The sequence below is a fragment of the Rickettsia massiliae MTU5 genome (assembly GCF_000016625.1).
In the GTDB taxonomy this organism is placed as follows: Bacteria; Pseudomonadota; Alphaproteobacteria; order Rickettsiales; family Rickettsiaceae; genus Rickettsia; species Rickettsia rickettsii.
Genome location: NC_009900.1, coordinates 1,176,577 through 1,202,491 on the forward strand (window position 1 = coordinate 1,176,577; position 25,915 = coordinate 1,202,491).

Here is a 25,915-nt window from a genome sequence, read left to right on the forward strand (position 1 = left end):
CATTCTAAAAGCTGTAACTATATAGTTGCAGCTTTTGTATCATTTTGAATTAAGCTCGAAAGACCTATTGCTTGTATTTTTTCTGACAATTTAAAGCTAATCTCACCTGGAAATATTACATTCATTTGATCAAGTTTTAAATCTTTTAAAGATATTTGCATTGATTTTGTAATGCTCGGTGTATTTGTATATTTAATTTCAAACCCCAAACGTTTTCCATTTTTAAAAATTAACAGATCTATTTCTGCTCCATTATGAGATGACCAAAAATAACATTCTTCGGATTCGGCTTTATAATATCTAATAATTTGTTCTAAGGCAAATCCTTTCCATGATGCACCTATTTTAGGATGAGTGCTTAAAGATTCATAATTATTTAAGCCTAATAAAGCGTGATATATTCCACTATCTCTAAAAAAGATTTTTGGAGTCTTAACTTGTCTTTTTTTAAGGTTTTCATACCAAGGCTGCAAAATACGGATCATAAAAGTTCCCTCTAAAATATCTAAATAATGCTTTGCGGTATGATATGAGATAGATAAAGAATTTCCAAGTTCTGAAGCATTAAATATATTAGCGTGATAATGGCAAAGCATTAACCAAAACCTACGTAACTGCATAGACGGAATTGTAAAACCTAAATTTGGTATATCTCTTTCTAAAAATGTTTTAATGTAATTCTGACGCCATAAAGCACTTAACTCTTCATCATCTGCAAGATATGATAAAGGAAATCCGCCGCGTATCCATAATTGCTGAGTACCTGACACTTCAGATAAGGTAAACGGTGTCATTTCAATATAACCTATTCTACCTGCTAGTGTTTCAGAACCTTGTTTAATTAAGTCTCTTGATGCACTGCCTAGTACTAAAAATTTAATATCAGTTGTATCAACAAGAACTCTTAAAATAGGGAATAGATTCGGTTTATACTGAATTGCATCAATAATAACAAATCCTTTTAGATCAGACAAAGCAAGCATCGGTTCATTTAATCTTGCTAAATCTAAAGGATTTTCCAGATCAAAAATATTGATTTTAGGAATATTATAAGCTTCTACGAATTGTTTAGAAAGTGTAGTTTTTCCGCACTGCCTTGGTCCTAACAAGGCACAAACTTTATGAGTTTTAAAATGTTTTATTATTGATGAAAGGAATTGTTTTCTAAGCATTTAAATTAGTACCATGAAAATTAGAAACATAACGTCTAATTCTCAGTATAGAAAGAAAAAACGACAAAGTCAAAACGCTTTTTCTCGTTCTGCAACTATAATCGCATGTATTTTTTTAAGCGTCCGGTCAAAGTCATCGTTAGTAACTACATAATCATACTCATTAGCATGTGATATTTCGTTTTGTGCCGACTGCATACGTAATTTTATTGCTTCTTCATTATCGGTCGCTCTATTTCTTAAGCGTTGTTCCAATACTTCAATATTAGGAGGCAATACAAATATAGCAACAACATTAGTAGCATTTTTCTTAATACTCCTTGCTCCTTGCCAATCAATATCAAACAAAACATCCAAGCCTTGATTTAATAACATTTCGACATATTCTTTAGGCGTACCGTAATAATTATCGTATATTTTAGCATATTCAAGGAATTTATTCTGCTTAACTAATTTTTCAAACTCTAGACCGGTCTTAAAGTAATAGTGTATACCCTCTACTTCTCCTGAACGTGGTTTTCTTGTAGTTGCCGAAATAGATAAACGCAAATTATTATCTATTTTCAATAATGCTTTAGCTAAACTCGACTTACCTGTACCTGAAGGGGAAGATAAAATTATAATCAGTCCTTTAGAGTTCCTCGAAAGTTCTACTTCTAGAGGTAATTTAGACATCGCTGCGGTGCTACGTTCCATGTCTCCTTTAAATTCCTCTCTATAAGCGAATTTCTGAAGAACTCTTTTATTTTTTATTGTCATATTTTCTGTTTTATTGCGTAGGTACAGCATATTTCAGAAAGATTTAGACAAGATGAATTTAAATGCGAGCCTGCAAAAGCAGTAGGGAAACTATGTGAGTACAGGCGAGTCATGCAAAATTCGCTTGTATCAAGCTTTATGAATTATTCTGTACTTTTCTTTTTATTACCTCATCCATAGTACAATTAAAATATTTTGCTATTTTTAAAATAGTATCTATTTCAGGGTTGAATTCACGATTAGCTTCCGCTCTCATAATTCTGCTAACAGTCGTATAAGGGATATTAGTGACTTCGGCAAGATATTTACGATCTATCTTTTCTTGTTTTAATTTTTCTTCTAAAAATTCTTTTACTTTAGTAGCAAGTGCCATATTAATAACCTCTGAATAAATAAAGGATAGATATATACAAAGTGTGTCGAGTATTACCAGCCTTGTTACATGGATCGAAAAGCCTACTCAATGTCATTCCCGCGTAGGCGAAAATCTAGTAAAAACATATAACTTCTGTAGCAATATTGAAGTTATTTTGCTGAATTCCCACCTACACGGGAAAGTTTTGTTGCGTGGATCACTTTCACCTCTGTCATCCCGCGCCGCGACTTGATCGCGGGATCCAGTTAAAAATACTAAAATTATTAGTATTTTTTATTGTTTTTTTGGACCCCGTGGTCAAGCCACGGGGTGACACACAGGGGATTGTACCGGTCCATGCAACAAAGCCTCGATTCTGCGCTAATGACATAGAGTACAAAAAAAACAGAAATTACTCCTTAGGCAATAATACTTGTACAAATTCTGTTTTAGATAGATCAGCTGCTACGTTTACCATAACATCATGTTCCGTAACTTTAGACACATAGCCCACTAAAATACCTGCAGGATAAATATTACCGTATCCAGAGGTTACTATCTCCTCATCTTTCTGTACTAAGTGATTGTTAGGCAAGTATAAAATTTTACTATTATTATTATTACCTGCTAAAATACCTTGTTCTCTTGAAGAATTAGCTTGAATAGGTATTCTAGAATTAACATCGCTAATTAACATTACTTTAGCATAATTATTACTCACTTCTATTACTTTTCCTACTAATTTTCCTGAATTAACAACGACTTGATCAGGTTCAATGCCTTGCTTTTTACCTGCAGAAATCAAAGCAGTTCTAGAAAAGGGATTAAAGGAAACACTCAGTAATTTAGTAGTAATATATTCAAATTCTTCTTCCTCAGCAATCGTTAACAAATCTTTTAATGCAATGTTTTCGGCTCTTACCGATTCTACTTCACTTTGTAAATGTTGTAATCTTGCTATCTCAAGTTTAAGTTCTATATTTTTTCGTTCTAAATCTTGAAAATAAACAAATTTTTGTGTTATTGAATTTATATATTCAAATATATCGTCATAAACTGCTAAACCAGTTGATACTATACTACCGGTTACTTCAAGTGATATACTAGATATTTTTTTAGGTGTAGTAAAAAATAAATATACAGACAATCCAAGCCCAAATATAACAAAAAAACGCTTAAGAGTATTTGATACTATTCTTATTAATTCTAATGAATTTGAAGAATTTTTTACTCTATTTGCAAGTATTGCCATTTTTAATCCTGTTTAAATAGTACATGTTTTAGCTTTGTAAAATCTTCAAGTACTTTTCCTGTTCCAAGTGCCACACAAGAGAGGGCATCATCTGCAACTATTACTGGCAATTTAGTGGCTTCACTAAGAACAAAATCAAGATTTCGTAATAATGAGCCGCCGCCTGTTAAAACAATTCCCTTATCAACTATATCTGAAGATAATTCAGGAGGTGTTGCTTCTAGTGCTACTTTTACCGCTTCAACAATTTGACTTACCGGTTCAATTAGACTATCAGCAATTTGTCTTTCGTTCAATATCATTTCTTTAGGAATACCGTAAATTAAATCACGTCCTTTAATTTCCATCTTTCTCGGCTCAGCATTTTCATCTACATAAGCCGTACCTATTTCTTGCTTTATCTTTTCGGCAGTAGCCTCACCTATCAATAGGTTATAGTGCCTTCTTATATATGAGATAATAGCTTCATCCATCTTATCACCGCCGACTCTTACCGACCTTGCATATACTATGCCCCCTAGTGACAAAACTGCAACTTCAGTAGTGCCTCCTCCAATATCAACAATCATCGAACCGGTCGCTTCCGTTACGGGTAGCCCTGCTCCGATCGCTGCCGCCATAGGTTCTTCAATTAAATAGACATCCCTACCCCCTGCACTTTCTGCTGCTTCTTGGATAGCACGACGCTCAACCGGCGTAGAACCGGAAGGCACACAAATAACAATTGTCGGCCCAAAAAAAGAGCGACGATTATGCACCATTCTAATAAAATACTTTATCATTTCCTCTGCACCCTTAAAATCGGCAATAACACCGTCTTTTAAAGGTCTTTTTGCTTCAATATCCGTAGGAGTACGCCCAAGCATCATTTTTGCTTCATGACCATAAGCATAAGGCACAAAAGCACCGTCTTTTTTTATTAACGCAATAACAGAAGGTTCCCTTAGAACAATTCCACAATTTTTTTGATAGACAATAGTATTTGCCGTACCAAGATCTATGGCCATACCGGAAGAAAACCCTTCCAAAAATCTCATTATCATTTTATTTTTTCTCTCTAAATTCTAAAAACACTTCTATAGAACTGTTAACAAAATAAACAGTCCCATAGTAAATAAAAATTTAATATAGACGAAGTTTAATTTGGAAAAGAGCGAGAAGTCTCGGAATTTTTGACCGCAGCGTAGAATACTACGTGAGGATCAAAAATGAGAAGCGACGATGCCAATTTTTCAAATTAAACTTCGTCTATATTAAATTTCTTTATAATGTAACATAATAAAGTTACTAATAAAAAATATTAACATACTAGGTAATAAAATAGCAGCAATTAAAGACAAATTATTATAAGTAAGTATTTTTAATAAAATTTCTGATAACGAATATGCTATAAAACCTGAAAATAAACCTAATAGCAGTATTTTTTCTTGGGAATTATCACGCTGTTTAAGACTAATAAAACAACTTGCTAAAATTACGGTTGCCATCATCATTATAGGCTTAAATAATTGCTTGTAATAATAAATTTGATAATTAATAACCGGTAAACCTGAATTTAATAATTCATTAATTAATTTAGGTAAAACCCAAATAGAAACCATTTCAGGACGAATAAATTTATTTACTAAACTATTAATTGATAAATTTGTCTGTATAGTTAAATTATTGTAAGCCTTAGTTTCCTCTTTTGTGAAAACCTTAACTCTATTTAAATGTAACATTTTATTTTCAATAATACCGTATAATGCATCAATTCTCTTTAAAAAAGAATTATTATGATCAACAAATAAAATTGTAATATTATTTAATTTTTTCTCGGCAACATTAATAAATTGTGTTTGGATAATTTGATTTTCATCATTTAAAGCTTCAAAAAATAATAAGCCTGATTTAGATATTATACCCTCACTCAAGGCTTTTTTAGTTAGTTTTGCTTCTAATAACTCATATTTTTGTAAGCCTATAGTACCGATAGGATTCAATATAGTCGTAAAAACTATACCTAACATTAAAGTTACAATACATGGAATAACAAGCACTTGCCAAATATGAATACCGCTAGATAACATAGCCGTTAATTCATTATTTTTTGTTAGATTTCTAAGAAAAAATAACATAGCGGAAAAACTAATTAACGAAGATACTTGACCTAGTAAATAAGGAATCTTATATAAGATAAGTCTCCAAAAAAAACTAAAAGGAACATAAATATTCTTGAATTTTTGTAAAAGATCAAAAATATTTGAGATAATTAATAGCCCGATTAAAAGAAATAATATAATAAAGAAACACTTAAAATATAATTTAGTAAGATACCAAGAAAGTGTTTTTAGATTAATCATTATAAATTCAGTGCTAATGCGAATTTAAATAAGAATTTGTGTGGTGGGGCTGGTAGGACTTGAACCTACGACCACACCGTTATGAGCGGCGTGCTCTGACCAACTGAGCTACAGCCCCTTTTCATTTGAAATTTATATAATTATTATGCAGTTAAGTCTAGTAAAATTTTTATATTTTGAGGTATCGCCTAAAAAACAGGGCAATATGGTTCAGTTTTTTCGTCATTGCAAGGAAATGAAAAAGTAATTGACGAAGCAAAATCTCAGGAGTTTGTTTTTATTTCATGAGATTGCCACGCAGCCTATGGCTTGCAATGACGATTTGGTATCCACGCATCAACGCTTTCGCAATAATAATATCAAGTTATAAATAAAAAAAGGCCGAGTAGTAAACTCGACCTTTTAGGATACTATAATTAGTAAATAATTTTAGTGGTGTACAACTGTTACAGCTCTACGATTATAAGCAAAAGCTTCTTCAGTATTACCCATCATAGCAGGTCTATCTTTACCATAAGAGATTGTATTTAATCTGTTATGATCGATTCCTTTATGAGCTAAGAATTTTTTCACTGCTGCTGCTCTTCTTTCACCTAAACCTATGTTATATTCTTTGGCACCTCGTTCATCGCAATGTCCTTCAACAGTAACTTTTACTTCAGGATGCTTTGATAACCAGCAAGCTTGTCTCTCTAGTTCTTCTTTAGCCTTGGGTGATAAAGCAGAGCTATCAAAAGCAAACCATACTGCATTTCCTGCATGCTTCTCGAAATCTTTCATTAATGAAGTTTCTTCACCTTGGTTCATCATATTACCGTCAAATTGCGGTGCTCTTTTTGTTGTATTACACCCTGCAAGCACAAATAATGCAAGAAAAGCTAATGTAAGTTTTGTTTTCATAATTAAACTCCTTGAGATTATAATTTATTAATATTGAATTCATTTTAGCTAGTCATAAAACTAAACTAACCAAAAGCTATGTGAGGTTAGTATATATCATTATTTTATTCGTTTAAAGGCTAAAATATTATAAAATGCAATTACTCATGTATAAATGTGGTAAAAATATCATTTTTATAATACAATTTTATCCGTATATACTTTGGATAAATAGATAAATGAAGTTTAATGGGGCAAAGAGGAATCGATTTTGAAGCTTATAACCGCAGCGTATATATAATATGTGAGGATTATAAGCAAATAAAGTAGCCGTTGCCAATTTTTCAAATAGACATCTTCAGAAACTTGCTTATAGAGAGGAATTTGAAGGAGACACGGCACGCAGAACCGCAGCGTACATAGAGGTATGTGAGGATTCGAGTACAGGATCAACGTACAAATTACCTCTAGCAGTAGAGTTTCTGAAGATGTCTAATAAAACGAGTATATTCACCATCTAATGAATGCACTGCCCCAAGTAAGACCTGCACCGATAGCTGAAAATAGTAGAATATCACCTTTTTTTATTTTGCCTGATGCTTTGAGAGTACTCAAAGCAAGCGGAATAGAAGCAGCAGAGCAGTTAGCATGTTTTTCTACGGTTTTCACTACTTTATGCTCTTCTATATTTAATAGTTCAGCGAGTTTATTTATAATACGGATATTTGCTTGATGAGGTATAAAATAATCAATATCGCTTACACTGAATTGATTAGCATGCAGTAAATCTTTTATAGATTGTTGCATTTTTTCTATTGCATGACGAAATAATTTTTGCCCCTGCATAACTATTTTGCCACTAATACCGTTCATACTTACACCACCGTTTGTGTATAATATTTCATAATCAGCCCCGCTTGAGAAGATATTACTATCTATTAAACCGGAGTCATCACGACTACGCTGTAATATTACGCTACCGGCCCCATCACCGAATAAAACGCAAGTAGTCCTATCATTCCAATCTAATAACGACGTCATTTTCTCGGCTCCTATAAGCAAAATAGTTTTATATTTACCTGATGAGATAAGAGAATTTGCTACTTGTAAACCATAAACAAAGCCGGCACATACTGCTTGTAAATCAAAAGACGGTATATTAGTTAAACCAAGATAACCTTGAAGCTTAGAGGCAACCGAAGGGAAGCTATTATCGGGAGTAGTAGTACATGTAATAATTAAATCAATATCATTTACCGATATCCCTGCATCTGCTATAGCTTTTTCAGCTGATTCTAAAGCAAGATGGGAAGTATATTCTGTATCACCTGCTATATGACGCTGCGTAATACCTGTTCTTGTTCTAATCCATGCATCGTTAGTATCTACGAATTTTGCAAGCTCGTCATTACTAACTATTTTTGAAGGGAGATACCCGCCGCAACCAATAATTTTACAGGTCATAAATCTTTTAGGCTACTTCTTCTTCAGTTTTAATTTTCTTTGTTACTACTGGACGATTATTATAAGTACCGTCGACTAAAGAAACGTGATGCGGAAGCTTATATTCACCGGTTTGCGAATCAACTATTACGTTAACTTTGCCAAGTGCTAAGTGCGAACGTCTCATATTACGTCTTGATTTTGATGTTTTTTTCTTTGGAACTGCCATTATTAGCCTCTCTAAATATAAATTAAAAAGTATTTGTCAAATTAGTGAAGCAGTATATTATAATCCTGTAATAAAATCTAGATAAAATTAAACTTATGAAAATTTTTATAACATACATTTTTAGTATATTAGCCTTTTTTTCCTTAAGCGGCTGCAAAACTATCGAAAATAGAGGGCAATCCATAGATGATTCGGCACTTGTAAAATTAGAGTCTAAAAAACTAAATAAAACAGAAGTCGTAGAGTTAATAGGTACGCCTACTATGGTACCGGAATATTCCCAAAATACCTGGTATTATGTTGAAAGAGTTATGTCTCAAAGAGCTTGGCTTAATCCAAAAATTGAAAAGCAGAAGATAGTAAAAATTACGTTTGATGCTAATAATTTTATGCAGGAAGTAGTAGTAATAGATGATTCTCATAGACAAGATATAGAAATAGTCCATGAATATACTAGGACATATGGAACGGAACTTAACGGACTACAAAAATTTGTTAAAAATTTAGGTAGATTCAATAAAACCACTGACGGAAATAAACACAAAAGCAAAAATAAGAAAAAGAGATAAGTACCTTAATCATCATTGCAAGATGGCTTATCTGTGTAGATACCTAATCGTCCTGAGATTGCTTCGTCAATTACTTACGTAATTTCCTCGCAATGACGATTTGATACTCACGCAGGCGTAACACCAACACCCATAAAACAAAAAACTATCTAATATGATTTCGATATTTAGTAAATTAAAACAAAGTTTATCTAAAACTTCTAATAAAATATCGGAAGGTATCGACAAAATATTTTACAAGAAAAAATTAGATGCAGAAACTCTAGAAGAGCTAGAAGAGCTACTTATCTCAAGTGATATGAGTGTTTCGGTAGTAACTAATATTATTGAAGAGTTGAAAAAGGTAAAATTTGACAAAGAAATAGATAATCATACAGTAAAAGAAGCCCTTGCTAAATTAATAGAGCAGCAGCTATCAAAATCAGAAATTCCTTTTACCTTAAGCAAAAATAAATTAAACGTAATTTTAGTTTGCGGTGTTAACGGAGCAGGTAAAACCACGACTATAGGTAAGCTTGCTGCAATGTACTCGGCACAAGGGAAAAAAGTAGCAGTTGCAGCCTGCGATACTTTTAGAGCAGCTGCCATAAATCAGCTAAGTACTTGGGCAGATAGAGCAAATGCACTACTTATTACCGGTGAGGAATCGGCTGACCCTGCGAGTGTTGCTTATCGCGGGATGGAAGAATCGATAAAACAAAATATCGATATACTTTTTATCGATACGGCAGGTAGGCTTCATAATAAGAAAAATTTGATGGATGAACTGTCTAAGATTGTAAAAGTTATAAAAAAACTAGACGAGAATGCACCCACTCATAGCGTTTTAGTCATTGATGCTATTACCGGACAAAATACTTATAACCAAGTAGAACATTTTAATGATGCTACTAATTTGACGGGGCTTATCGTGACTAAACTAGACGGCAGTGCTAAAGCGGGCGTAATTGTCAGAGTAGTACAAAAATTTAATTTACCCTTATACTTTATCGGTATAGGCGAGAAGATAGAAGACTTAAAAATATTCAACCGACATGATTTTGCTAGAAATCTAGTGGGGTTGTGAGGTTTTGCCACGTCATTGCCTGCACGAATATTGAGTCGTCATTGCAAGCAGCTGTAGGCTGCACAGCAATTTCATGAAGTAATAATAAACTCCTGAGATTGCTTCGTCAATTGCTATGCAATTTCCTCGCAATGACGATTTAATTAAAAATAAAATCATAAAATGACTCAAAAAAATACCTTATTGCTCATAGACGGATACGGATTTGTTTTTAGAGCCTATTATACACAACAGCCTTTAACTTCACCAAAAGGCGAGCCTGTCGGTGCTCTTTACGGTTTTACTTCAATGCTGCTAAAATTACTGAACGACTTTAAGCCTCAACATGTCGCTGTAGTATTTGACAGCGGCGGGAAAAATTTTCGCCATCAGATTTATCCCGACTATAAAGCTAACCGCCCTCCACCCCCTGAAGATTTAATTGTACAATTACCTTTAGTTCGTGATGTTGCAAGTAACTTAAATTTTCCTATTCTAGAGAAGAAAGGTTATGAAGCCGATGACATTATCGCAACCTTTGCTACTAAAACTGCCGCACTTGGCGAACATGTAGTCATTATCTCTTCCGATAAAGATTTATTACAGTTAATGACTGAACACATCAAGATATATGATCCGTTAAAAGGGAAATATATTACGGAGGATGATGTTGTTAAAAAATTCGGCACTACTTCTGATAAATTACGTGAAGTAATGGCTTTAATCGGCGATAGATCGGATAATATTCCGGGTGTGCCATCTATTGGACCAAAAACTGCAAGTAGTCTTATAACACAATTTGGTTCTGTAGAAAATATATTTAACTCTTTAGACCAAGTCTCAAGCGTAAAACAACGTGAAACTTTACAAAATTCAAGAGAAGCGGCGTTAATTTCATGGCAGTTAATAGGGCTTGATTCTAATGTTGATTTAGATTTTCAGCTAAATAATTTAAAATGGTCACCTCCAAATAGCGATAAATTAACAGGATTTTTACAGGAATACGGTTTTAGATCTTTATATAAAAGAGTAGAAAATTTATTGGATATTAAAATTAATGACCACAAAGAGATAGCAGATAATAAAGTAACGGAAATAAAAGAAATTAATAATGCTAATGAGTTAGCAGACTTTGCTAAAGAAGCCGAGAAAATAGGAATATTCGGGATATATTTATTACAGCATAAAGGAGCTAATCTTGCTTTTATTTTATCACTGCAAAACCAAAGCTATATTATTAAAATTTCAAACACTTCTCATGATCTATTTTCTTATAATACTAAAACTAATAACAACTGGTTTTCGGATATAATCTTCAATTTACTAACCGATAAATCCATAAAAAAAATTACTTACTCTCTTAAACCTCTACTTAAATTTTATGCAAACCAATCTCATGACATTACGGCTATAGAAGACTTAGAATTAATGCAGTATGCGTTATCTGCCGGCTTATCACAGAAAATTTTATTTAAAGAAGTTTTGAAAGAAACTTTGATAGAAAATATAATTATCGAATCAGCAAAAATAGTAATAAACTTTATCTCACTTTATAAGCAAACTATATTGGAGCTTAAAGACAACAAAACCTTTAGACTTTATAGCGACATTGATTTACCTATTTGTTTTATTTTAGATAAAATGGAGAAAGTGGGTATTACAGTAAATGCTAATTACCTAAAACAATTATCCGCTGAATTTGGAACAGAAATTCTAAAACTTGAAGAAGAAATTTTTGCTCTTAGCGGAACTAAATTTAATATTGGTTCGCCAAAACAATTAGGCGAAATCTTGTTCGAAAAAATGCAATTACCTTTCGGTAAAGCTTCAGCTAAAGCAAGCTCTTACTCAACGGGAGCGGAAATACTAGAAAAACTTAGTGAGCATGGATATAATATTGCAGATTTGTTATTAAGATGGCGGCAACTGACAAAATTAAAGAATACCTACACCGATAGTTTGCCGAAACAGATAGATAATATAACACATAGAGTACATACGACATTTTTACAAACTTCTACCACTACAGGAAGACTTAGCTCACAAGAACCTAATCTACAAAATATACCTACTCGCTCTAGTGAGGGGAATCAAATCAGACAAGCTTTTATTGCTGAAGAAGGTTATAAATTAATATCTGCTGATTATTCGCAAATTGAGCTTAGAATATTAAGCCATATCGCAAATATAGATGCACTAAAACAAGCATTTATCAATAAAGACGATATCCATACTCAAACTGCTTGTCAGATCTTTAACTTACAAAAACACGAACTAACTAGCGAACATAGGCGTAAAGCAAAAGCTATAAATTTTGGTATCATTTACGGTATAAGTGCTTTTGGGCTTGCTAAGCAATTAAACGTTACTAACGGCGAAGCATCCGAATATATCAAGAAATATTTTGCTGAATATAAAGGAGTGCAAGAATATATGGAGCAAACAAAAGCTTTTGCAAGTAGCAACGGCTATGTCACAAATTTCTTTGGCAGAAAATGTTTTGTACCTCTAATTCATGATAAAAAGCTTAAACAATTTGCAGAACGTGCGGCTATTAATGCTCCGATTCAAGGAACTAATGCCGATATAATTAAAATTGCTATGATCAATCTAGATCAAGAAATAGAAAAACGTAAACTTAAAACAAGATTAGTACTGCAAATTCATGATGAATTACTATTTGAAGCACCGATTGATGAAGTAGAAATTATAACACCTATTATTAAAAAAATCATGGAAAATTCTACTAATATGGATGTACCGATTATAACCGAAATTAGAGCAGGTAATAACTGGATGGAAATTCATTGAAGGTGTATCATTCCTAGCTAAAGGCGGCGTTATTGCATGACTTGATGTCATTCCCGCAAAAGCGGGAATCCAGTAAAGCATATAAAAAATCATATATTAATATAACATTTGAAGAATTTTAAAAGGAGCGTAATGTATGAAAAATTTTATATTCACGTCTGAGTCAGTTTTTGAAGGGCATCCGGACAAAATTGCCGATCAAATTTCAGATACGGTACTTGATGAGATTCTAAAACAAGACCCTAACGGTCGTGTTGCCTGTGAAACATTTGTAACAACCTGTCTAGTTCTAGTGAGCGGCGAAATTACTACTAGTACCTATGTGGATATTGAGCAAATAGTACGTAGCAAGATACACGAAATCGACTATAATAATCCAAATTATGGATTTGACGGTAATGGTTTTCGGTTATGCCTGTAATGAAACGGATAGTTTCATGCCCGCACCGATTTACTACGCTCATTTATTAATGAAAAGGCAAGCATATTTACGTAAACAAAATGTCTTGTCTTGGCTTAGACCCGATGTAAAATCTCAAGTCACGTTACGATATGAAAATAACAAACCAATTGCCATTGATGCAGTAGTTTTATCAACTCAGCATCATCCGGAAATACAACAAAAAGACCTTATTGAAGCAGTAATGGAAGAAATGATTAAACAGGCATTACCAAGCAATTTACTTCATAAAGACACTAAATACCTCATGAATCCGACGGTCGGTTTGTTATAGGCGGTCCCGTTGCAGATTGCGGTTTAACCGGTAGGAAAATTATCGTGGACAGCTATGGAGGAATGGCAAGACACGGGGCAGCGGTTGCTTTTCTGGAAAAGATCCAACAAAAATAGATAGGTCGGCTGCTTACATGGCACGCTATATTGCTAAGAATATAGTAGGAGCAGGACTTGCCGATCGCTGTGAAATACAAATATCCTACGCAATAGGCGTAGCTACTCCCATATCTGTTTATGCTGAAACTTACGGTACTAGCAAATTAAGCAACGAACAAATTACTAAGCTCATAACACAGCATTTTGATATGCGTCCAGGAAGAATTATTAAACATCTTAAGCTTCGCACTCCATGTTATCAAAAAATGGCTTCTTACGGTCATTGCGGCCGAGAAGACAAAAATTTTACATGGGAGCAATTAGATAAAGTAGATATATTGAGGTGAGTAATATTGACATTTATTTATTCGTAATACATGATTATTTTTATCCTTGTTTCACTAGTTAGTTGAAAATATGGCTGAGAATATAAATAATGATAGGAAGTTCGGTCACTTAGAAAATTATGATAATGAACTTACAAATACTGCTCTAAAAGAGAATAACCAAAATAAGCTGAAAAAGCATTATGAAAATCTCACTCAAGCCTTAAATAACATACGGAAATATGAGTATGAAGCAAAAGCAACTCAGTACCGCAAAATGCTTGACGATGCTCGTACCTATGATAAATCCACATTAGGCTCAGCTCATTTTATAACGGCTAGCGTATAAAGCTTTTAAATCCTGACGAAAATACAGGTAAAAAATTAGACCATTTTATGGATGGTTTAGATGAGATTTAAATCCTTTTTAGTACGTAATTTAACTAGCTCAACTGAATTACCACCAGCAGAACAGTTAAAAAAATTTTTAGAAAAAACTACAGATGAAATATATGATAAACTGCAAAAACCGGACAAGCATATTTATCATATTCTAATGCTCCTACTAATACAGGATTACATGTAAATGTTATAAAATCTTCTAAAGAAAACGGAAAAAATTATCGTATATATATAATGCCGGTGCTGGGATAAGAGCAGATAATTCAAAGCTAAATCAAACACCAAAAGATCAATTATCTAAAATAAATGAAACAATAGAAGCAAGAAGTAAAGCAAAATTTAGCCCAATTAAATATGAACTCAAAAATCAAACAGATAAAGAAATAAAAGATAGTATATTTTCTATATTATCTATAAATGAAATAGAAGTGATAAAAGCTCATAATAACAAAATCAACAGATTCAAATCGGGGCAATTTATTAATCCAACAGCTGATTCAAGCAGAACAGTTACTGGACAAACTTTAGGGCATTGTAGTAGCAGGTCAATAAGAGAAGCTTTAAGAGACAATGTACCGGATTCAGAATTTCGTGAAATATATAATTTTATTACACAAAATCAAGTATCACAAATAATATCAAACTTAGAAAGTGAACAAAAAAATTTAGCAAATATCTTAAATATACCTTTAATAAAAGAACAAAGTATCTCAAATACAACTTCTTCAAAAAGATATTGCCAATTCAGCTACTAATTATAATGAAGGACATACAACCAAGCACAAAAGAAAAGTTATTTAATAAAGTTGCTGAAGAATCTAATTTAAAGTATATCAAGATTGATCTAGTAGATTTTTTATCTACTGTGTTTCCCTATAAGGACACTGATTTACCTATTACCGAGGATCTTTTAAAGCCTGTTATAAACCATATCCAAACTTGTTTTGAAGATCACGAAATCGCTCCCTCAAAAAAAGTTTTAGAAAATTATAGATTATATAAATCTAACAAAGAACAAATCATTAAAGAGCTATCAGCAAAATGCTTAAATGATACAGATGTAAATATACTTATCAAAGCACAAAGACAAACGAAAATAGCAAACCGCCCGGCTATAGATATTTTCCAACAAATGAAACAAAGTAATACTAACCCTAAACCGCTAGAGCTATCGGAAGAACATAAGAAATTGGATGATGTCATAAAAGATATGGCACAAAAATACAAAATGACTATACCGGAAGCAAAAGCATCCGAAGCAATCACTCAAATGGTCAAAGATTATAGTGAAAATAAATTTAATGAATAAATAACACCTATAAAAGCTCAAAAATTAGTAGATGAATTTACGCAGCAAACTCTAGATATTTTTGGAGAGAATAAATTAATAGACTCACCTATAATTGAAACAAAAAACGAGCTAATATACCGCTCCCAAACATAGAAACACAAGAAACTACTAACCTTAACTTGGATACAATACACTCAAAAAATTCTATCAAGCTTTTTGAATGACGCTGTACTTAAAGAAGAAAAATAAAATTTAGTAAATGCACTAATAACTGAAGTTAATAAAAATCTACCTAATAATACAGGAGTATTAGAAGATAAAAAACAAGAAGTTAAAACCGATAATACATTCAATAAAAATTCAGAACCTCAAAAACAAACTATCAAAAATAAATTTTATAAGTATTTAAGTAAATTAACGAGAAAATTGGGATTAAAATCCATAAGTAATTATTTTAAAGAATTAATTAAAGATCCAAATCTTGAGCAAAATATCAATTTAGAAAAAGAAGCAAAGTTAATAGCAGACAAACATCGACTAACAAAATATATGGAACTTAGCGATAATAAAAATAATAATGCAGTATTTGGCGGTAAAAAAACATCAAAGAATATTACTCATTGTGAGCAGCCTATGGCTGCTCACAATGACGACTCGGTATCCACACACAACAATACCTTGCGGGAATGACAGCGGAAAACCGAACCACGCAACAACTACGCTATTTACTATATCCTTTTAAAATCTCAAAATCTTGCCCTTGGAGCAAGAATTTTTCAGGTAATGTAATTTTTGCTACAAAATTCTTTACATCTGCGCTTTGTAAATAGATTGTAGCTCTAGCATTACTCTGATCTTCGTTATTTATACGAGCTGCAAGCAAGGTTACTATCTGCCGTAATTCTTCATGATTTTGTGGATAAAACTGTAGTTCAAATTGTTTATTATTAATTGCATCCTCAATTGATGAAAAGCTTTTTGCCGTTAGTTTTATTCCTCCCTCATCTTTAACTATGTCACAATTAACAACTACCAAACTTTTAACATCAAGTAAATGTACATAATCTTTTAAAACTTCCTCACTAAAAATACTAAGTTCAAAGATATTTTCAGGATCGGAAAGCACGAGCGTCACAAACCTACCTCTTGCCGACATACGAGAATCCTTTTTTTGTATTACACCGGCAAGACTTACTCGGTTAGTACCATCAGGTAAGTTATTATGCAAATCCGCAGTATTTAAAATATTTAAACGACTAAATATTTCTTGATATTCCGTAAGAGGATGATTAGAGATAAATAAACCCATAGCCTCAAATTCATAAAAGGCTAAAGTATTTTTATCGGCATAATCGCTTGATACTAAAATAGTTGGACTTAAACTAGAAACTTTAATTAAGCTAAATTGATTAGATTCCTGCTCTTCGTGATATGAAGTTGCATAAGAAAGCAATTTTGGAATGCTTGACAATAATTGCAATCGATTATCATGCAGCTCATCAAAACAGCCTGACTTGATTAAATTTTCCAATAATTTACTGTTAATAGATTTGGGGGGTAATCTTTCAATAAAATCAGTAATTGATTTAAACGCCCCCCTTGCTTTTCGCTCATCCGTTACTAACTTACCAAAATTCGGCGTGACTCCCTTAATAGCACCTAAGGCGAAGATTATTGCACCCGCGATGTCATACCGTGGCTTGACCACGGTATCTTTTGAAATTTCCTGGATACCGCGATCAAGTCGCGGTATGACAGGCCTTACGCTATGCGGGATGACAGTGTCCGAAAACTTTACACTAAAATATCCTTCAGAAATATTAATATTAGGTGCAGTAATTTTTATGCCGTTATCTTTTGCTTCTTGTAAAAAGAAATTAATTTTATCGTGATTATTCAATTCAAGATTTAAGCATGCTACTAAAAATTCAGCAGGATAATTAGCTTTAAGATATGCAGTTTGGTATGAAAGAACACCGTAAGACGCAGCATGTGCCTTATTAAAACCGTATCCGGCAAATTTAGCCACGGTCGCAAAAATGGATTTAGCTTGAGATTCCGAAATATTATTAGCAATTGCTCCTTTAACAAAAATTTCTTCCTGCTCCTCCATTTCTTTTTTTATCTTCTTACCCATTGCTCTACGAAGTAAATCGGCAGCTCCTAGCGTATAACCTGCAAGAACCTGAGCAATTCTTTGTACCTGCTCCTGATATATCACCACTCCGTAAGTTTCTTCTAAGATTGGCTTCAATAGCTCATGTAAATAATCAGGCTGTTGTAATTTATGCTTACAAGCTATATAGGTAGGAATATTTTCCATAGGACCAGGACGGTATAACGCACCAAGAGCTATCAAATCATGTATAGAATCAGGTTTAAGGCGTCTAAGTGCATCTTTCATCCCGATACTTTCAAATTGGAAAACGCCGACTCCTTTACCTTTACACAACATTTGATAAGTCTTATTATCATCAAACGTCATATTGTTAAAATCTACTTCTATCCCTTGCTCTTTAAGCAGTTTCTTACAATCGGTAATAACCGTTAGGGTTTGTAGTCCTAAAAAATCAAATTTAATTAAACCGGCAATCTCGGCATATTTCATAGAATAACCGACTACCAGCATATCGGAGTTAGCATCTTTATATACCGGTACTATATCGACTAAATCAGTACCTGCTATTACGATTCCTGCAGCATGAGTTGAGGAATGCCTATGCAGCCCCTCAAGAATTAACGAAGTATCAAGCACGAGCTTAATTAACTCCGCTTCACCGTCTAAATTATACAGCCCATTACCTTTAGCGGCATTTGCAAGCTCCGGAACTTCACGCATTGCCTGTTCTAAGCTAACTGGATTAACTGCACTAAAAGGGACAAGCTCCGTTAGATAATCAGCGAATTTATAAGGTAAGCTAAGTACACGAGCGACATCCTTAATTACAGCCTTTGCCTGCATCTTACCGAAAGTTATAATCTGTCCTACTCTATTATTACCGTATTTGGAACGTACGTAATTAATTACTTCCTCACGCCTTTCCTGACAAAAATCAATATCAAAATCAGGCATTGAAATACGTTCAGGATTTAAAAATCTTTCAAATAATAAGCCAAATTTAATCGGATCGAGATCAGTAATAAGCAAGCTCCAAGCAACAACCGAGCCTGCTCCCGATCCTCTACCCGGTCCGACTAAAATACCCTCTTTTTTACTCCATTTAATAAAATCGGATACAATCAAAAAATAACCGGCAAAATTCATATTACAGATAATATCCAGCTCATAATTAAGACGGGCAAAATATTCGGTTTTCAATTCTTCTTGATTCTCTAACGAAATATTTTCAGATTTAAACTTTGTAGCAAGCCTTGCAAGCAACCCTTCTTTTGCATCTTTTCTAATTAAATCCGTTTCACTAATATCTTTGGTGGCAAAATTAGGCAGCATCGGCGGGTTTGCATGTGCGGCAAAATAACAACGCTCTCTTAAATTCACGGTATTTTGGATGGCACTAGGTAAATCGGAAAAAAGCTCTATCATCTCATGCGGTGATCTAAAATAACAATTTTCGCTAACTGTTTTTCGATCCGGATATTCTTTAGTAACACCGGCTGATATACATAACAATACATCATGTGCATCATGCATGCTTTTCTCACTAAACAAAACTTTATTAGTAGCAACAAGCGGAATAGCAAGCTCGGCAGCAATTCTAATATAACTATCCTCAATAAACTGTTCTTCCGGTAGCTCATGTCTCATAATCTCAAAGTAAAAACGATCTCCTAAAATTTCCTGTAATTTACGTGCAAACAGCATCGCTTGTTCCTCGTTGCGAGCTAGTAAGCATTTTCCGACAATACCGTCGGTATAACAGCATAATCCTATTAATCCTTCTTGATATTCGATTAAATCTTCAAAATCAATGTGATCACATATCTTACGATCATCTTTAGTAAAAGTAAGGCTTGATAGTTTGAGTAAATTTTTATAGCCAGTTTCATCTTTAGCTATAAGCAAAATTTGAGCAAAAATATCTATATCGTATTTTATATTTAGAATAACTCCGTGTATCGGCTGCAGTCCTTTTTTTACTGCATATAATGCAAACTCTAATGAGCCGAATAAATTTCCCTTATCTGCCAAACAAATAGCAGGCATTTTATTCGCTGAAGCAAGTTCTACTACCTTCTCAATCGTTAATGCACTTTCGAGAAAAGAATAAGAACTTTGAGTTCTTAAATGAATAAATTCAGGTCGCATTTTAAATTAATGTTAAAGTTTATTGTCTTACTGTATGACTCTTTATGTCATTCCCGCGTAGGCGGGAATCCAGTACTTTAAAGCTTTTTAAAAGCTCGATTTATCTCGCTTTACCCTGGATTCCCGCCTACGCGGGAATGACATCGGAAGCCTTAACGACAAGACTACATTTTACTTCCGACTGCATAATATCCAAAACCGATTTTTTGCATTGCTTCATTATCTAGTATATTTCTAAGATCAATGATTATCGGCGATTTTACTAAATCATAAATTTCTTGCCAATTAAGTTTTTTAAATTCTGACCATTCAGTTGCAATAACTATAATATCTACTGATTTACAGGCTTCAACTGCTGAATCTAAATATAGCAAATTTTTATGTTCCAAATTCTTTTTAGCATTTTTAAGACCGATAGGATCAAATGCTTTAACATATACATCTTTATTTAATAAGATCTTTACAATTTCGATGGCAGGGCTTGCTCTCACATCATCTGTTTCTGCTTTATATGTTAAGCCTAAAATTGCTATATTTTTACCTTTTAAATCTCCGTCTAACAAAGTAGCTATTTTATCTACCATATTACTTGGACGCTGCTTATTACTTTTAATTACTGCCTTAAGAATCCTACAATCTATATGATGATTTTCTACAAGATTATTTAATGCTAGAATATCTTTTGGAAAGCACGAACCGCCAAAACCAGGTCCTGCATTTAAAAAATTTTGACCGATTCTTTGGTCAAGTCCTACACCTTTAGATAAATCTTTAATATTACCGCCGATTTTTTCACATAAATCAGCCATTTCATTAATAAAAGCAATTTTGGTAGCTAAGAAACTATTTGAAGCATATTTAATAAGTTCGCTCGTCACTAAATCGGTAACCACAAACTTTGCACCTTGCTCTATTAAAGGTGCATAAATTTTTCGCAATATTTCCTCTGATTCTTTATTATTTACACCGATAACTATACGATCAGGATATAAAAAATCTTCTACCGCACTACCCTCTCTTAAAAACTCAGGATTAGAAGCAACATTAAATGAAAAGCCTCTTGATTTTAAATAAGCTATAATATTACTGCAACTACCCGGCGGAACGGTAGATTTTATGATGATTAAACAATCTTTATTTATATGCTCGGAAACTTTATCAATAGCATCATAAACATATTTTAAATCCGCTTCTCCCAACCATTTTGAAGGTGTACCGACCGTAATAAATATTGCATCGGCATTTTGAAGTTCATTATTATAAATATTTGTAAATTTTAACCTATCAGATTCTAAAGCTTGCTTAAGATACTCATCAAGTTTAGCTTCATAAATCGGTAATATTTGCTTATTTAATTTGGATATTTTAACCTCATCATTATCAAGACAAGTAACATTATGACCTAAATAGCCCATAATAATACCTGAAACTAATCCCACATATCCACTACCGATAAATGTAATATTCATAATTTTTTGTGATTTTTATATTAAATTTTTAAATTATACGTTATATTCCAAGTGTATACCTCAAATAAATGAAGAGTAGTATAGACGAAGCTCAATTTCAAAAAGTGCAAGGAGTCCACAAAACGAGGAACAAAGCGTATACTTAATACGTGAGTACCGGAAGTACTTGTAGGATGACGTAGCCAATTTTTGAAGTTCTATCCGAGTATATAAAAAGCTTTTATCATATTTCAATAGATTTACAAGCTCAAATGAATTTTATTAAAAAAACCTTTATTAGTATTTTTATAATTCTGATTTCATTATCTTTGGCTATAACTCTAACTGTTTATAGTGCAAATAAAGGAAACTTAAATGAACCTTTGAAAAAAATAATTGAATTTTATTTAAGTAAAAATAATATAAAGGCTGTACTACATAATTTAGAATTTAAAGAAAACCGATTATCCATAGATAAAATTTCCTTAAGTCTTATAGATAATGCTAGAGGAGAAATTAACGATTTTAATCTTTTCTTTAATTTCAAAAATTTCTTCTCTAATGCGTTAATAGAGGCTAATTTTAATATCGATAAAATTTCCGTAATTTCAAATAACGATGAAGAGATTATAAATACTTCAACAACCGGTGATTATTCGTTAAATATAATGAAAAAAGATTCCCTAACCGACATACGACTAACTTCAATAAAAAGTGATATCTTAACTGATGAGCAAGGAGCAGCCTTACCTCTAGGAAATGCTTTATGCTCATATAAAATCGCCTATTCTAAAGATAATCCAAAGACCATTAATTGCAAACTCACCTTTGGGGACAAAGCTTTTTTATCACTAAGCGGTATAATAACCGATAAAAATATCGATGCAAGTGCAGCTGCCGCAAATATGCCTTTAATAATTTATCAAACAGTCGAAAAAATTATTCCGGATAATCCTATAATCTCATATTTACGAGAACATATAAAACAAGGTTACATCCAAAACGGAGAATTAAATATTAAATTAGATAAAAAATTTTTAAAAAAAAATATTTTAGTAGAAGATAATTTAAAAGCAAATTTACATATCTCGAATTTTGAATATAAATATCATACAGATTTACCGCCTTTGACTCAAGTTGATACTAATATAATCATTTCAGGACCGGAAATAAAATTTCTAATTAATGAAGCATATAGCGGTAAAAGTGTCGTTTCAGACGGTATTATGACTTTCAAATGGGAAGGACCGAACAAATCACAATTTGTTTTTAATGCTACTGCTAAAGGTGAAATTAATGACTTAATTGCCTTTGTTCCAAATGATGCATATCAAAATATTAAAGCTCAAAATATTGATCTTAAAAAAATCAAAGGAACGGCAAATTCAATAATAGAGCTAATAATTCCTATTAGCCCCAATATCCCTAATAGCTATAATGTTTTGTCGACATTAACAAATATCTCTTTTAACACCTTAGACAATAATATCCTATTACAAAACGGTGAAGCCAAAGGTAGTTTTAAAGATAATAAACTAAATATTAGCGGTAAAGGTAACATTAATAATTATGCAAGCAGCTTTACTTATGATCATGATATATCGGATAAAAATAATGAGTGTTTACTTAAAATAAAAAGCAATATTGCGGCAAATAATCAAAGATTTGGAGTGTTGAAATTAATTTCAGGCAGCACCGTTTTAAATTTTGAGTATAAAAAACAGCATAATAATGAGAGTTTTATTACCGTTAATTCTAATCTTAATAATTTAGAATTTTATATAGATAAAGTATCTATTCATAAAAAATTATATAAAAAAGCCAATTTATATTTATATACTAAATTAAATGATAAAAATTTCGATAGAAATATTGAATTTAACCTTTCAGGGCAGGATAATCTAAAAATTAACGGTAATGCCTTAATTAAGAAAAATATTTATAATATTAATCTAGCCTCTGTTAAACATAATCATACGGATTTAAAAGGAAAAATAATCATAGATAACCATAATCTTAATACGGCACTTTATGGAAGCGGATTAGATTTATCAAATGCTAATATGATGCAGTTTTTAGAAAAAGCGGGAGATTCTACACGTAATATTAATTTAAAAACTAATATATCAAAAATACTTTTAAAGAATAATATAATTCTAGGTAATCTTGATTTAGCAATTAAATGTGATAAAGTGCGATGTTTCTCCGGCTTTCTAAATGCTAATATTGATAATAAAAAAGTTAAGATGTCGCTTACCGCTAAGGAAACTTTTGAACAATGGTTAATTGAATCCGATAATGCCGGAGCATTGCTTAAGGGACTCGGAATGTATACCACTATGCAAAACGGTCAGATTAACATCAACTTAAATACAAAAAGATATGAAGTAAAAAAAGGTGAAATAGTGCCAATATTAGACGGCAAATTTTCTATAAAACATTTTACGGTAGTTGATACTCCTTTTTTAACACGGCTTGTTTCCTTTGTTTCGTTGCCGGGTTTTCTTAGTTCAATAACTAATAATAAAAATATTTTATTTGAAGATATGAGCGGTAAATTTAATTATAGAGGAAATATAATTACAATTTTTGATACGGAAGCACATGGACCGTTCTTTGATTTTACTATGACAGGTAATATTGATACCAAGCAGCAATTAATTATGGTTAAAGGAAATGTTATTCCTTCCTTTTTCTTAATCAGCACTATTGTAACTAAAATACCGGTAGTCGGTAAAATATTTTCCAAAGTCGCTCCTTACTCCCTAAAAATGAAATATTAAGTAACTATTTAAAGCTATTAGATTTCGTGTACAAAATTTTTAATCATTCCTTTATGTCATGCCTGCGAGGCATTATTGCGTGTGTACCTAATCGTCATTGCAAGCAACTGAAAGCGTTGTTGCATGACTCAAAAAACGTGTTCAGTGTCATACCGTGGCTTGACCACGGTATCCAGAAAACAACTAAAAATACTAACAATATTAGTATTTTTAACTGGGTCCTGCTACAAACTTGCGGGATGACAGAGGCGGAAGTAAGCCATGCAACAAAGCCACAACTGCAAGGAGCGTGGCAATCCAGCAATAATAATAGAATATTCTGTAAATCAGAATTTTTTACTGGATTGCTTCGTCGAAACTTACAGTTTTTCCTCACAATGACGTTGAAGATCAATTCACGCAAGAATGACATAAATAACCATACATATTTAATCGGTATTTTACTTTTAGGCTTAATTTCCGGTCTTACGTTCAATTTAATTTTTTTTACAGTTCCATATCAATTATCCGAAGCAAAATACACCACTGATATAATAGGTTCGATATCACTAGCTGCCTTTCCGTATTGCTTAAAGGTCATATGGTCACCTTTTATAGATAAATACTCTATACCTTTTTTATGTTCTAAATTCGGTCACAGGCGTGGCTGGGCATTGGTATCACAAATATTTTTAATCCTAGCGATGACGGGGTTCTTAAACATAAGCCCTTGTAATAACTTATATATTACTGCAATTATCTTATTTATTATTTCATTCTGCAGTTCTACACAAGATATTGTACTTGATGCATATAGAATTGAGAGACCTACATCTAAAGAAGAGCTTTCAATGGCTTTTACCTTTAGTAGCATAGGGTTTCGTTTAGGTATGTTACTTGGCAGCGTCGGTACTTTATATTTATCAATTATTTTCGGCTGGAATACAGTATATAAATTTGCTCTATTCATTACTCTAATTGGACCTATAGTAATTTTATGTATCAAAGAACCACAATCAAAAGAAATACACCATACAACTAATAATTTAATAGGATTACAACAATATTTTGAAGTTATAAAAAAAAGTATTATCTCCTTAAAAAATGAACAGCAATATTTACTGCTAATTATATTGTTTATCTTTTTATATAAAGCTGCGGATTCTATACCTATGGCTATGAGTTCGCCTTTATTTCTAGATTTAAGTTTTACTACTCATGAAATTGCCGTTATTTACAAAGCTTACGGGTTACTAATCATGATCGTCGGAGGAGCTTTAGGCGGCGTTTTAGCTGCAAAAATGGGTATATTTCATAGTGTCTTAATTGGTGGAGTTATTCAATTATTGTCACCTCTTATGTTTATGATTCTTGCTACTATCGGCTATGATATAAAGCCATTTATACTAACTGTTACAGTACAAAATTTTTGTGCAGGCTTTGCAGGAACTATTATCTCTATCTATTTTGCTAGCCTTTGCAATAGTGAATTTGTTGCCACACAATATTCTATTATTGCATCTTTTAGCTCTCTTAGCCGTATTATTCTAGCTAGCCTTGGCGGTATTTGTGCAAAATATCTTACTTGGCCTGTATTCTTTTTAGGTAATACTCTGTTTAGCATGTTATTTATCCCGATATTTTATAAAATATATAGAAAGAAACTAGGCTTTGTGAATATTTCTAAAAAGATATGACAATATATTAAAAAACGTTTATAATATTGATATA

Annotated in this window: 20 protein-coding genes, 1 tRNA gene and 3 pseudogenes; 12 read left to right on the plus strand and 12 right to left on the minus strand. The window is 32.5% G+C overall.

The features are described from left to right. Window positions 1-17 precede the first annotated feature (17 nt). The 8 genes from RMA_RS06435 to pal form a co-directional block, all read right to left on the minus strand. Entirely contained in the window at window positions 18-1,172 is a 1,155-nt protein-coding gene (locus RMA_RS06435) for an ATP-binding protein (RefSeq protein WP_012153154.1), read from the minus strand. Between the two features lie 69 nt (window positions 1,173-1,241). Beyond that, on the minus strand, window positions 1,242-1,931 hold the full coding sequence (gene gmk / locus RMA_RS06440) for a guanylate kinase (RefSeq protein WP_041404863.1): 690 nt from the start codon (window positions 1,929-1,931) through the stop codon (window positions 1,242-1,244). A gap of 136 nt (window positions 1,932-2,067) precedes the next feature. Continuing rightward, on the minus strand, window positions 2,068-2,304 hold the full coding sequence (locus RMA_RS06445) for a helix-turn-helix domain-containing protein (RefSeq protein WP_004997409.1): 237 nt from the start codon (window positions 2,302-2,304) through the stop codon (window positions 2,068-2,070). Window positions 2,305-2,698: 394 nt separating this feature from the next. Then, the gene (gene mreC, locus RMA_RS06450) at window positions 2,699-3,538 is read right to left on the minus strand and encodes a rod shape-determining protein MreC (RefSeq protein WP_012153157.1); all 840 of its coding nucleotides are present in this window, start codon (window positions 3,536-3,538) and stop codon (window positions 2,699-2,701) included. Between the two features lie 2 nt (window positions 3,539-3,540). Then, window positions 3,541-4,581 (minus strand): rod shape-determining protein, encoded by a 1,041-nt coding sequence (locus RMA_RS06455; protein ID WP_012153158.1) that lies wholly within the window; start codon window positions 4,579-4,581, stop codon window positions 3,541-3,543. A 210-nt stretch (window positions 4,582-4,791) separates the two neighbouring features. After that, on the minus strand, window positions 4,792-5,880 hold the full coding sequence (locus RMA_RS06460) for an LptF/LptG family permease (RefSeq protein ID WP_041404864.1): 1,089 nt from the start codon (window positions 5,878-5,880) through the stop codon (window positions 4,792-4,794). Window positions 5,881-5,921: 41 nt separating this feature from the next. Further along, window positions 5,922-5,998 (minus strand) — tRNA-Ile (locus RMA_RS06465). 311 nt (window positions 5,999-6,309) lie between these two features. Beyond that, a complete protein-coding gene (gene pal / locus RMA_RS06470; protein ID WP_041404865.1) occupies window positions 6,310-6,780 on the minus strand; it encodes a peptidoglycan-associated lipoprotein Pal in 471 nt (156 codons plus the stop codon). Window positions 6,781-7,008: 228 nt separating this feature from the next. On the opposite strand from pal, the pseudogene RMA_RS08905 reads away from it, so the two are divergent. Beyond that, window positions 7,009-7,280 (plus strand): annotated as a pseudogene (locus RMA_RS08905) (palindromic element RPE1 domain-containing protein). On the opposite strand, the gene RMA_RS06475 reads toward RMA_RS08905, so the two are convergent. Together RMA_RS06475 and rpmF are read right to left on the minus strand one after the other, a co-directional pair. Beyond that, window positions 7,270-8,223, minus strand: coding sequence for a beta-ketoacyl-ACP synthase III (locus RMA_RS06475; RefSeq protein WP_012153161.1), 954 nt, complete (start codon window positions 8,221-8,223; stop codon window positions 7,270-7,272). The pseudogene RMA_RS08905 and the gene RMA_RS06475 overlap by 11 nt on opposite strands. 7 nt (window positions 8,224-8,230) lie before the next feature. Then, a complete protein-coding gene (gene rpmF / locus RMA_RS06480) occupies window positions 8,231-8,431 on the minus strand; it encodes a 50S ribosomal protein L32 (protein ID WP_014014787.1) in 201 nt (66 codons plus the stop codon). Window positions 8,432-8,526: 95 nt separating this feature from the next. Between rpmF and RMA_RS06485 the strand changes: the two genes are divergently transcribed. From RMA_RS06485 to RMA_RS06530, 9 genes and pseudogenes are all read left to right on the plus strand, one after another. Next, window positions 8,527-9,000, plus strand: a complete 474-nt coding sequence (locus tag RMA_RS06485) for an outer membrane protein assembly factor BamE (protein WP_041404866.1) — start codon at window positions 8,527-8,529, stop codon at window positions 8,998-9,000. Window positions 9,001-9,154: 154 nt separating this feature from the next. Continuing rightward, window positions 9,155-10,066 (plus strand): signal recognition particle-docking protein FtsY, encoded by a 912-nt coding sequence (ftsY, locus tag RMA_RS06490; protein ID WP_012153164.1) that lies wholly within the window; start codon window positions 9,155-9,157, stop codon window positions 10,064-10,066. A gap of 162 nt (window positions 10,067-10,228) precedes the next feature. Then, entirely contained in the window at window positions 10,229-12,856 is a 2,628-nt protein-coding gene (gene polA / locus RMA_RS06495; RefSeq protein WP_012153165.1) for a DNA polymerase I, read from the plus strand. Window positions 12,857-12,992: 136 nt separating this feature from the next. Further along, window positions 12,993-14,035: pseudogene (gene metK / locus RMA_RS09575) on the plus strand (methionine adenosyltransferase). A 70-nt stretch (window positions 14,036-14,105) separates the two neighbouring features. Continuing rightward, on the plus strand, window positions 14,106-14,363 hold the full coding sequence (locus RMA_RS06515; RefSeq protein ID WP_041404870.1) for a hypothetical protein: 258 nt from the start codon (window positions 14,106-14,108) through the stop codon (window positions 14,361-14,363). A 47-nt stretch (window positions 14,364-14,410) separates the two neighbouring features. Next, window positions 14,411-14,668: pseudogene (locus RMA_RS06520) on the plus strand (hypothetical protein). 176 nt (window positions 14,669-14,844) lie between these two features. Then, window positions 14,845-15,171 carry a hypothetical protein gene (locus tag RMA_RS06525; RefSeq protein ID WP_238375453.1) on the plus strand — a complete coding sequence of 109 codons (327 nt, stop codon included), beginning with the start codon at window positions 14,845-14,847 and terminating at the stop codon, window positions 15,169-15,171. Window positions 15,172-15,176: 5 nt separating this feature from the next. Then, window positions 15,177-15,725, plus strand: coding sequence for a hypothetical protein (locus tag RMA_RS10080; protein WP_187145914.1), 549 nt, complete (start codon window positions 15,177-15,179; stop codon window positions 15,723-15,725). Window positions 15,726-16,133: 408 nt separating this feature from the next. Further along, complete coding sequence (locus tag RMA_RS06530; RefSeq protein ID WP_148194426.1) at window positions 16,134-16,397, plus strand: hypothetical protein; 264 nt, start codon at window positions 16,134-16,136, stop codon at window positions 16,395-16,397. A gap of 31 nt (window positions 16,398-16,428) precedes the next feature. On the opposite strand, the gene dnaE is transcribed toward RMA_RS06530, so the two are convergent. Together dnaE and RMA_RS06540 are read right to left on the minus strand one after the other, a co-directional pair. Next, entirely contained in the window at window positions 16,429-19,974 is a 3,546-nt protein-coding gene (dnaE, locus tag RMA_RS06535) for a DNA polymerase III subunit alpha (RefSeq protein WP_012153166.1), read from the minus strand. A 164-nt stretch (window positions 19,975-20,138) separates the two neighbouring features. Next, window positions 20,139-21,443: a UDP-glucose dehydrogenase family protein gene (locus tag RMA_RS06540; protein WP_041404871.1), complete on the minus strand. Its 1,305-nt coding sequence runs from the start codon at window positions 21,441-21,443 to the stop codon at window positions 20,139-20,141. A gap of 251 nt (window positions 21,444-21,694) precedes the next feature. Here RMA_RS06540 and RMA_RS06545 point away from each other — a divergent pair, with 251 nt between their 5' ends. Continuing rightward, entirely contained in the window at window positions 21,695-24,205 is a 2,511-nt protein-coding gene (locus tag RMA_RS06545) for an AsmA-like C-terminal region-containing protein (RefSeq protein ID WP_041404872.1), read from the plus strand. A 26-nt stretch (window positions 24,206-24,231) separates the two neighbouring features. Next, window positions 24,232-25,881, plus strand: coding sequence for an MFS transporter (locus tag RMA_RS06550; protein WP_187145886.1), 1,650 nt, complete (start codon window positions 24,232-24,234; stop codon window positions 25,879-25,881). The last annotated feature ends 34 nt before the right edge of the window (window positions 25,882-25,915 follow it).

Excerpts from the sequence above, each read along its gene's own strand:
- mreC (WP_012153157.1), bottom strand. The coding sequence starts at position 3,538 with ATGGCAATACTTGCAAATAGAGTAAAAAATTCTTCAAATTCATTAGAA.
- ftsY (WP_012153164.1), top strand. The coding sequence starts at position 9,155 with ATGATTTCGATATTTAGTAAATTAAAACAAAGTTTATCTAAAACTTCT.
- rpmF (WP_014014787.1), bottom strand. The coding sequence starts at position 8,431 with ATGGCAGTTCCAAAGAAAAAAACATCAAAATCAAGACGTAATATGAGA.
- pal (WP_041404865.1), bottom strand. The coding sequence starts at position 6,780 with ATGAAAACAAAACTTACATTAGCTTTTCTTGCATTATTTGTGCTTGCA.
- RMA_RS06540 (WP_041404871.1), bottom strand. The coding sequence starts at position 21,443 with ATGAATATTACATTTATCGGTAGTGGATATGTGGGATTAGTTTCAGGT.
- dnaE (WP_012153166.1), bottom strand. The coding sequence starts at position 19,974 with ATGCGACCTGAATTTATTCATTTAAGAACTCAAAGTTCTTATTCTTTT.
- RMA_RS06485 (WP_041404866.1), top strand. The coding sequence starts at position 8,527 with ATGAAAATTTTTATAACATACATTTTTAGTATATTAGCCTTTTTTTCC.
- RMA_RS06515 (WP_041404870.1), top strand. The coding sequence starts at position 14,106 with ATGGCTGAGAATATAAATAATGATAGGAAGTTCGGTCACTTAGAAAAT.
- RMA_RS06435 (WP_012153154.1), bottom strand. The coding sequence starts at position 1,172 with ATGCTTAGAAAACAATTCCTTTCATCAATAATAAAACATTTTAAAACT.
- RMA_RS06545 (WP_041404872.1), top strand. The coding sequence starts at position 21,695 with ATGAATTTTATTAAAAAAACCTTTATTAGTATTTTTATAATTCTGATT.
- RMA_RS06445 (WP_004997409.1), bottom strand. The coding sequence starts at position 2,304 with ATGGCACTTGCTACTAAAGTAAAAGAATTTTTAGAAGAAAAATTAAAA.
- RMA_RS10080 (WP_187145914.1), top strand. The coding sequence starts at position 15,177 with ATGAAGGACATACAACCAAGCACAAAAGAAAAGTTATTTAATAAAGTT.
- RMA_RS06475 (WP_012153161.1), bottom strand. The coding sequence starts at position 8,223 with ATGACCTGTAAAATTATTGGTTGCGGCGGGTATCTCCCTTCAAAAATA.
- RMA_RS06460 (WP_041404864.1), bottom strand. The coding sequence starts at position 5,880 with ATGATTAATCTAAAAACACTTTCTTGGTATCTTACTAAATTATATTTT.
- polA (WP_012153165.1), top strand. The coding sequence starts at position 10,229 with ATGACTCAAAAAAATACCTTATTGCTCATAGACGGATACGGATTTGTT.
- gmk (WP_041404863.1), bottom strand. The coding sequence starts at position 1,931 with ATGACAATAAAAAATAAAAGAGTTCTTCAGAAATTCGCTTATAGAGAG.
- RMA_RS06455 (WP_012153158.1), bottom strand. The coding sequence starts at position 4,581 with ATGATAATGAGATTTTTGGAAGGGTTTTCTTCCGGTATGGCCATAGAT.